This is a genomic window from Xanthomonas sp. LMG 8993 (genome assembly GCF_009835065.2).
Taxonomy (GTDB): Bacteria; Pseudomonadota; Gammaproteobacteria; order Xanthomonadales; family Xanthomonadaceae; genus Xanthomonas; species Xanthomonas arboricola.
In genome coordinates this window covers 1-8182 of sequence record NZ_QVIF02000021.1, presented here as the reverse complement: position 1 = coordinate 8182, position 8182 = coordinate 1, and the positions used below count along the sequence as shown (strand labels likewise).

The window sequence follows — 8182 nt, the reverse complement described above, 5'->3', positions numbered from 1 at the left end:
CCATGCCGTCGTAGGAGCGCACCTGGGCGCGATAGGCCTCACCGGTAACGCCCGTCGCGCCCGGGTGCGCTCCTACGACGGCGGCGGCTAGGTGCGCGGGCGTGTGCCGGTGGAGCCGCGGACCACGCAGCGTCCGGTCATCACCATGCGGCGGATCGGCAGCTGCGGATTGCTCAAACGCTCGAGCAGCAGCGACATCGCCGCGCGGCCCATGTCTTCTACCGGTTGCTCGACCACGGTGATGCCCGGCTCGACCAGGTCGGTCCAGCGCTCGTTGTCGAAGCCGGCCAGCGCCAGGTCGTCGGGGATGCGCAGACCGGCGGTACGGGCAGCCTTGAGCGCGCCCATCAACAACAGGCTGTTACTGGTCACGATGGCGTCGGGGCGGTCAGCGCCGGCCAGCCATTGGCCGACTTCGGCGATCGCCGCTTCGGCGGTGGGCGCCACTTCGCGGTAAGCCGGCGTCAGCCCCGGCACCGCCATTGCGGCCAGATAGCCGTTGCGGCGTTCGGTCGCGGTAGTACTAGTACCGAACAGCCCGCCGATGCGCCGATACCCCTGCGCCTGCAGATGCGCGACCAGCTCGCCCATGGCCGCAGCGTTATCCAGCACCACGCTGTCGTAGCGGCTGCCGGGCCCGGCACGGTCCACCAGCACGGTCGGGTAGTCCAGCACCAGCTCGTGCATGCGCCCGACCGTGCTGCGGGTCGGCGCGAAGATCAGCCCGGTGATGCGTTCTTCCTGCATCAATTGCAGGTACAGCGCCTCGCGCTCGGGGTCTTCGTCGGTATTGCACAGGGTCACGCGCATGCCGGCGCGGTAGGCCACCTCCTCCACCGCACGGATCAGCGCGGTGAAGTACGGGTTGCGGATGTCGGCGACGATCACCCCCAGGATGCCGGACTGCTGGGACCGCAGGCGACGCGCCATCAGGTTGGGCCGGTAGCCGGTCTGGCGCACCGCCGCCTCGACCTTGGCCCGCACCTCCTCGCTGACCGGGCCGGTGCCCAGCGCGCGCGAGACCGTCGATTTGGAAACCCCGGCCACCCGGGCCACGTCATTGATGCTGATACTCACTGGGACCGTTCCCGCTCCATTTGCGCACCTGGGGCCAGGCGCCGTCTCTGATTCGATGCTAACCCGAAAGCACTACGACGTTTTTGTGCAGCGCACATTGACCTGGAACATGGGAACGTTCCCACTATACTGCCCAGCCCGTCCCCACCCCCGGAGTCCGTCTTGTCCTCTCCGTCGCCAGCCGCCCCCGTCACCCCCGAACTTGTGCGCCTGCGGGCGCATGCCCGCGACAAGGACGACGCCATCGCGCAGGCCGCCCAGTTGCTGGTCGCCGCCGGCTGCGTGGCGCCGGGCTACGACGCCAGCATGCGGCGCCGCGAAGGGCTGGCGAACACCTTCCTCGGCCACGGCCTGGCGATCCCGCACGGCGTCGGCGAAGACCGCCACCTGGTCCGCCGCGACGGCATCGCGGTGCTGCAGTTGCCCGAGGGCGTGGAATGGAACCCGGGCCAGACCACCCGGCTGGTGGTCGGCATCGCCGCCCAGTCCGACACCCACATCACCTTGCTGCGCCGGCTGACCCGCCTGATCCAGGACCCGGCCCAGCTGGAAGCGCTGTTCACCACCGACGACCCCGGCGTGATCGTGGCGGCCTTGACCGGCGACCGCGCACCCGACAGCAGCGCCGCGCCGGCCACCGATCTGGCCGAATCCTTCGAGTGGACCATCGCCTACCCCAGCGGCCTGCACGCCCGCCCGGCCACGCGCTGGGCCGAGACCGCGCGCGGTTTCTCGGCGCGCGCCCAGGTGCGCGCCGGCGACCAGGCCGCCGATGCCAAGAGCCTGGTCGGCCTGCTGCAGCTGGGCCTGCGTGCCGGCGACAGCATCACCGTCTCGGCCGAAGGCACTGATGCGGGTGCGCTGCTCAAGCGCCTGCGCGCAGTGATGGACAGCCTGACCGCGCAGGAAAAGGCCGATGCCGAGCGTGCCGCGCAACGCCGCGCCGCCCCGGTGGCCGGCTGGACGCCGCCACAGGCGCAACCGGCCATCGTCGGCATCGGCGCCAGCCCGGGCGTGGCGATCGGCATCGTGCACCGGCTGCGCGCGGCGCAGACCGAGGTGGCCGATCAACCGGTCGGCCTGGGCGATGGCGGCGCGCTGCTGCACGACGCGCTGACCCGCACCCGCCAGCAGCTGGCGGCGATCCAGGACGACACCCAGCGCCGGCTCGGCGCCTCGGACGCGGCGATCTTCAAGGCCCAGGCCGAGCTGCTCAACGACACCGACCTAATCACCCGCACCTGCCAGCTGATGGTCGAAGGCCACGGCGTGGCGTGGTCGTGGCATCAGGCGGTGGAACAGATCGCCTCGGGACTGGCCGCACTCGGCAACCCGGTGCTGGCCGGCCGCGCGGCCGACCTGCGCGACGTCGGCCGCCGCGTGCTGGCCCAGCTCGACCCGGCTGCCGCCGGCGCCGGCCTGACCGACCTGCCGGAGCAGCCTTGCATCCTGCTGGCCGGTGATCTGTCACCGTCGGACACCGCCAACCTGGACACCGCACGCGTGCTCGGCCTGGCCACCGCGCAAGGCGGGCCGACCTCACATACCGCGATCCTGTCGCGCACGCTCGGCCTGCCGGCGCTGGTCGCGGCCGGCGGCCAACTCATGGATATCGAAGACGGCATCACCGCCATCATCGACGGCAGCAGTGGGCGGCTGTACATCAACCCGTCCGAGCTGGACCTGGATGCGGCGCGCACGCATATCGCCGAGCAGCAGGCGATCCGCGAGCGCGAAGCCGCGCAGCGCGCCTTGCCAGCCGAAACCAGCGACGGCCACCACATCGACATCGGCGCCAACGTCAACCTGCCCGACCAGGTTGCAATGGCGCTGACCCAGGGCGCCGAAGGCGTCGGCCTGATGCGGACCGAATTCCTGTTCCTGGAAAGCGGCAGCACGCCCAGCGAGGACGAGCAGCACGCGACCTACCTAGCGATGGCGCAGGCGCTGGATGGCCGCCCGCTGATCGTGCGCGCGCTGGACATCGGCGGCGACAAGCAGGTCGCGCATCTGGAGCTGCCGCACGAGGAAAACCCGTTCCTGGGCGTCCGCGGCGCACGCCTGCTGCTGCGTCGCCCGGACCTACTCGAACCGCAGCTGCGTGCGCTGTACCGCGCCGCCAAGGACGGGGCGCGGCTGTCGATCATGTTCCCGATGATCACCTCGGTGCCGGAGCTGATCACCCTGCGCGCCATCTGCGCGCGCATCCGCGCCGAACTCGACGCGCCCGAGGTGCCGATCGGCATCATGATCGAGGTGCCCGCCGCCGCCGCGCAGGCCGACGTGCTGGCGCGCCATGCGGACTTCTTCTCGATCGGCACCAACGACCTGACCCAGTACGTGCTGGCGATCGACCGCCAGAACCCGGAGCTGGCCGCCGAAGCCGACAGCCTGCACCCGGCGGTGCTGCGCATGATCCGCAGCACGATCGAAGGTGCGCGCAAACACGACCGCTGGGTCGGCGTGTGCGGTGGCCTGGCCGGCGATCCGTTCGGCGCCAGCCTGCTGGCCGGACTGGGCGTGCAGGAACTGTCGATGACGCCCAACGACATTCCGGCGGTCAAGGCACGCCTGCGCGGCACCGCGCTGAGCACGCTGCAGCAGCTCGCCGAGCAAGCGCTGAACTGCGAAACCGCTGAACAGGTGCGCGCACTGGAAGCGCAGCGCGAGGGCCAGGCATGAACCTGCACGCCATCACGGTGACGCTGAACCCGGCGATCGACCAGACCATCCAGCTCGACAGCCTGCAGCCGGGCGCGGTGCATCGCGCCAGCAGCGTGCGCAACGATGCCGGCGGCAAGGGCATCAACGTGGCCGCCTGTCTGGCCGACTGGGGCAGCCAGGTCGCCGCGCTCGGCGTGCTCGGGGTCGGCAATGCCGGCGTGTTCGAGGCGCTGTTCCGCGAGCGCGGCATTGCCGATCACTGCCAGCGCGTGGCCGGCGAGACCCGCACCAACCTCAAGCTGGTCGAAGCGCGCAGCAACGACACCACCGACATCAACCTGCCCGGGCTGCGCCTGGGCCAGCCGCACCTGCAGGGCGTGGCCGATCACCTCGCCCCGCTGCTGCGCCCCGGCCTGCCGGTGGTGCTGTCGGGCAGCCTGCCGGCCGGCCTGCCGGACGACAGCTGGGCGCAGTTGCAGGCCCAGGCCAGCGCCGCCGGTGCGCGCGTGCTGCTGGACACCAGCGGCGCGCCGCTGGTGGCCGCGCTTGGTGCCGAACGCCAGGCGCTGCCGTACGCGGTCAAGCCGAACCGCCACGAGCTGGAAGCCTGGACCGGTCGCCCGCTGAGCGACCGTGCCGCCCTCAGCGCCGCCGCGCACGAACTGATCGCGCGCGGCATCCAGCTGGTGGTCATTTCGATGGGGACCGAAGGCGCGCTGTTCGTGCAGCGCGACCAGCGCCTGATCGCGCGTCCGCCGCGCCTGGCGCAGGGCAGCAGCGTGGGCGCCGGTGACGCGATGGTGGCCGGCCTGGCCGCCGCGCTGCTCGGCGAGTCCACCGATCTGGAAAGTTGCGCACGGCTGGCGACCGCGTTCTCGGTCAGCCGGCTGGAAAGCGGCGATGCGCGCCGGCTGAACCCGCAGCAGGTACGCAAGCTCGCCGGCGAGATCGTCATCGACCCGCTCTCGTAGCACCACCGCCGGCGCGAACGCTGGCAGCGCCAGCGCAGCGCGCCGGTGTTATGCGCAAGACACCACGTATCCCGCCGGCGCTTGCCGGCGACCGAACAACGCAGGAGATTTGCATGTCCTCTTCCATCGTGGTCATCGCCGCTGGCGACCGCAGCACCGAAGCCGTCCTGGCGGCCGAAGCGCTGCGCCGCGCGGCCACCGCCGCCGGGCGCAGCGTGACGATCGAAATCCGCAGCGACCAGGGCGTGCTCGGCGCATTGCCGGGCGAACTGGCCAGCGCCGCCAGCCAGGTGCTGGTGATCGGCGACGCCGATGCCGACACCGCCCGCTTCGGCGACGCGCAACTGCTGCGCCTGAGCCTGGGCGCGGTACTGGACGACCCGGCCGCCGCAGTGAACCAGCTCGCCGCACCGGCTGCCGCCAATGCATCGGCTGCCGCAGGCAGCGCGGGCAGCAAGCGCATCGTTGCGATCACCTCCTGCCCCACCGGCATCGCGCACACCTTCATGGCCGCCGAAGGCCTGCAGCAGGCCGCCAAGAAACTCGGCTACCAGATCCGCGTGGAAACCCAGGGCTCGGTCGGCGCGCAGGACGCCCTGACCGACGCGGAAATCCGCGACGCCGACCTGGTGCTGATCGCCGCCGATCGCGAAGTCGACCTGGCCCGTTTCGGCGGCAAGCGCCTGTTCAAGAGCGGTACCAAGCCGGCGATCAACGATGGCCCGGCCTTGATCCAGAAAGCGCTGGCCGAAGCCGGCGTGCACGGCGGCTCGGCGCCGGTCGCAGGCGGCGCCAAGGCCGAAAACACCGGCAACGGCCGCACCGGCGCCTACAAGCACCTGATGACCGGCGTGTCGTTCATGCTGCCCTTCGTCACCGCTGGCGGCCTGTTGATCGCGCTGGCATTCGCGCTCGGCGGCATCTATGCCGGCGACGATGCGCACCAGGGCACGCTGGCCTGGTCGCTGTTCCAGATCGGCGCCAAGGCCGGCTTCACCCTGATGGTGCCCGCGCTGGCCGGCTATATCGCCTACTCCATCGCCGACCGCCCCGGCATCGCGCCCGGCATGATCGGCGGCCTGGTCGCGGCCAACCTCAATGCTGGTTTCCTCGGCGGCATCATTGCCGGCTTCATCGCCGGCTACGGCGTGGCCGCGCTCAACCGCTACATCCGCCTGCCGCGCAACCTGGAAGGGCTCAAGCCGGTGCTGATCCTGCCGGTGCTGGGCACCCTGCTGGTCGGCCTGGCGATGATGTACGTGTTCGGTCAGCCGGTGGCCGACCTGCTGGCCTGGCTCACCGCCTGGCTGCGCGGCATGCAGGGCAGCAGCGCGTTGCTGCTGGGCCTGTTGCTCGGCGGCATGATGGCCTTCGACATGGGCGGGCCGGTCAACAAGGCCGCCTATGCGTTCTCCACCGGCCTGATCGCCAGCCAGGTCTACACCCCGATGGCCGCCGCCATGGTCGCCGGCATGACCCCGCCGCTGGGCATCGCGCTGGCCACCTGGGTGTTCCGCAACCGCTTCACCGTGGAAGAGCGCGGCTCGGCCACGGCCGCCGGCGTGCTCGGGCTGGCCTTCGTCACCGAAGGCGCCATCCCGTATGCCGCGCGCGACCCGCTGCGCACCATCCCGGCGCTGGTGATCGGCTCGGCCGTGGCCGGCGCGATCTCGATGACCGCTGGTGCCGAGTTGAAGGCACCGCACGGCGGCATCTTCGTGCTGCTGATCCCCAACGCAGTGACCCACCTGCTCAATTACGTGCTGGCCCTGGTGGTCGGCGTGGTGGTCACTGCGGTGGCGCTGCGCCTGCTCAAGAAGCCGGTGGCCGACGTGGTCGCCTGACCTTCGGCCACCCCGCCACTGGCGCTTGCCGCCCGCGCATGCGCCACGCCTGATTGCCGCCCCGCTCCACCCCTGACTGGTTTCACCGCTGCGCTGCGCACCCTCGTGCGCGGCCAGCGGCTTGCCCATCCCCTAGCTGTCGCGTTCGCCACCCGGCCACGCCTTCCTTCGTTCGGAGTCCTGCCATGACCGTCCTCGCCCCCCGCCATGCCCGTCCCCGCCTGCTGTGCCTGTCGCTGGCACTGGCGCTGACCCCGCTCGCCCACGCGCAGGATGCCGCCGATGCCTTCAAGCTCAAGCTGGGTTACACCGGCGAAGCCGCCTCGATGATCGATGGCGGCCGCAAGAACGGCGACGCCTATGCCGGCCAGCTGATGGTCGGTACCGACGTCGACATGGACCGCCTGTTCGGCTGGGGCGGCGCCACCGTCAAGCTGTACGTCACCAACCGCCACGGCACCAACCTGGCCAACAGCAGCATCGGCAACAGCACCTCGGTGCAGGAAATCTACGGCGGCCAGGGCACGCGGCTGGCCAACTTCACCCTGCTGCAGAAACTGTTCGACGACCGCCTGGAACTGGAGGCCGGCCGCAGCGTGGCCAACATCCACTTCCTCGGCTCGGACCTGTGCCAGTACTTCCAGGGCAACTCGGCCTGCGGCAACCCCACCTTCGTGTTCCGCACCAGCAACTTCACCTACTGGCCGGTGTCCAGCTGGGCCGCGCATGCCACCGCCTGGGTCACGCCCAAGGTCTATGTGCACGTGGGCGCCTACGAGGTGAACCCGGTGCAGGCGCAGGACGGCCAGCACGGCCTGAAGTGGAGCACCGACGACACCACCGGCGTGGTGGTGCCTTACGCGGTCGGCTACAAGAACAAGGGCGGCGACGGCAGCATGGCCGCGATGTACGAACTGGGCGGCTGGCAGGACAACTCCGACTACACCGACCCGCTGCGCGACCGCAACGGCAACCCGGCCGTGCTCAGCGGCCTGGGCTACGAGAACAAGCAGGGCCGCTCGGGCATGTTCGCCCGCTTCGAACAACAGGTCACCAACCCGGATCCGTCCGGCGCCCGTGGCCTGACCGTGTTCGGCGCCATCCTCAAGAGCACCGGCGGCCAGGCGATCGAGGACCACTTCGTGCAACTGGGCCTGGTGCAGAAAGGCACCTTCGCCAGCCGCCCGCAGGACAACATTGCGTTTGTGATCACCCAGCAGAAGTACAGCGACGAGGCGATCGAAAACCTGCGCCTGGCGCGCGCCTCGGCCGGCGGCACCGGCACCCCGGCCGACAACCAGATCATGATGGAGCTGAGCTACGGCATCCAGGTCACCAAGCGCCTGCGCATCGCGCCGAACCTGCATTACGTGATCAACCCCGACCAGTTCAACGAGCCGACGCGCACCAACGATCTGAAGAATGCGCTGATTGCGGGTATGCGGATCGACTGGAATCTGTAAGTCCGCGAGGATCGGTGCGTGCGTTGCAGGACGTTGCAGCGCACTCACCTAGCTCGGTAGGAGCGCGCCTGAGCGCGATGAGGCATTCCCGATAAAGCCCGGTCGCGCTCTGGCGCGCTCCTACGACGCATTGCACTGCATGGCTGACCTGGTTTCGGCGGGT

5 protein-coding genes are annotated in these 8182 nt (G+C 70.3%); 4 read left to right on the top strand and 1 reads right to left on the bottom strand.

From position 1 onward, the window contains the following. Positions 1 to 87: 87 nt before the first annotated feature. Complete coding sequence (locus DYQ94_RS20560; RefSeq protein ID WP_126966035.1) at positions 88 to 1077, bottom strand: LacI family DNA-binding transcriptional regulator; 990 nt, start codon at positions 1075 to 1077, stop codon at positions 88 to 90. Positions 1078 to 1239: 162 nt separating this feature from the next. Between DYQ94_RS20560 and ptsP the strand changes: the two genes are divergently transcribed. From ptsP to DYQ94_RS20540, 4 genes are all read left to right on the top strand, one after another. Then, positions 1240 to 3759, top strand: coding sequence for a phosphoenolpyruvate--protein phosphotransferase (gene ptsP / locus DYQ94_RS20555; RefSeq protein ID WP_126966034.1), 2520 nt, complete (start codon positions 1240 to 1242; stop codon positions 3757 to 3759). After that, positions 3756 to 4712: a 1-phosphofructokinase gene (gene pfkB, locus DYQ94_RS20550; RefSeq protein WP_126966033.1), complete on the top strand. Its 957-nt coding sequence runs from the start codon at positions 3756 to 3758 to the stop codon at positions 4710 to 4712. The genes ptsP and pfkB overlap by 4 nt, the downstream gene beginning before the upstream one ends. Before the next feature lie 113 nt (positions 4713 to 4825). Then, complete coding sequence (locus DYQ94_RS20545) at positions 4826 to 6556, top strand: PTS fructose transporter subunit IIC (protein WP_126966032.1); 1731 nt, start codon at positions 4826 to 4828, stop codon at positions 6554 to 6556. A 185-nt stretch (positions 6557 to 6741) separates the two neighbouring features. Then, a complete protein-coding gene (locus DYQ94_RS20540; protein WP_016904598.1) occupies positions 6742 to 8019 on the top strand; it encodes a carbohydrate porin in 1278 nt (425 codons plus the stop codon). Positions 8020 to 8182 lie beyond the last annotated feature (163 nt).

Bases quoted from the DNA above. Each gene is read 5' to 3' on its own strand.
- DYQ94_RS20540 (WP_016904598.1), top strand. From the start codon at position 6,742: ATGACCGTCCTCGCCCCCCGCCATGCCCGTCCCCGCCTGCTGTGCCTG.
- DYQ94_RS20545 (WP_126966032.1), top strand. From the start codon at position 4,826: ATGTCCTCTTCCATCGTGGTCATCGCCGCTGGCGACCGCAGCACCGAA.
- pfkB (WP_126966033.1), top strand. From the start codon at position 3,756: ATGAACCTGCACGCCATCACGGTGACGCTGAACCCGGCGATCGACCAG.